Source organism: Cobetia sp. SIMBA_158 (assembly GCF_046566945.1).
Classification (GTDB): Bacteria; Pseudomonadota; Gammaproteobacteria; order Pseudomonadales; family Halomonadaceae; genus Cobetia; species Cobetia amphilecti.
On the sequence record NZ_JAWJYL010000483.1, the window covers coordinates 1 to 265 of the forward strand.

The window sequence follows — 265 nt, forward strand, 5'->3', positions numbered from 1 at the left end:
CTTGAAATAAGCAGGTTTATCGCTTAAAATGAAAAATACTAAAGGCTTAAATATATAGGCGATGGAGTTCGCCGTAATTGCCATCGTGCTAATGACTCCTACCCACTTTATAGATGGGTAGGAGTCTATTTTTTTGCCTAAATGATTGAAAGAGGTGGTATAAAATGATTTATTTGTTAGTGGGAACAGGCGGAATAATTGGCAGTCTGCTTAGATATTACTTGGGAGTGTTTACCCATTCTTGGTGGGGATATGATTTCCCTTT

The 265-nt window shown here is 37.4% G+C and carries 1 riboswitch.

Annotation, left to right across the window (positions count from 1 at the left end):
• The first annotated feature begins 48 nt into the window (after positions 1-48).
• Positions 49-108, forward strand: a riboswitch (Fluoride riboswitch).
• Positions 109-265 lie beyond the last annotated feature (157 nt).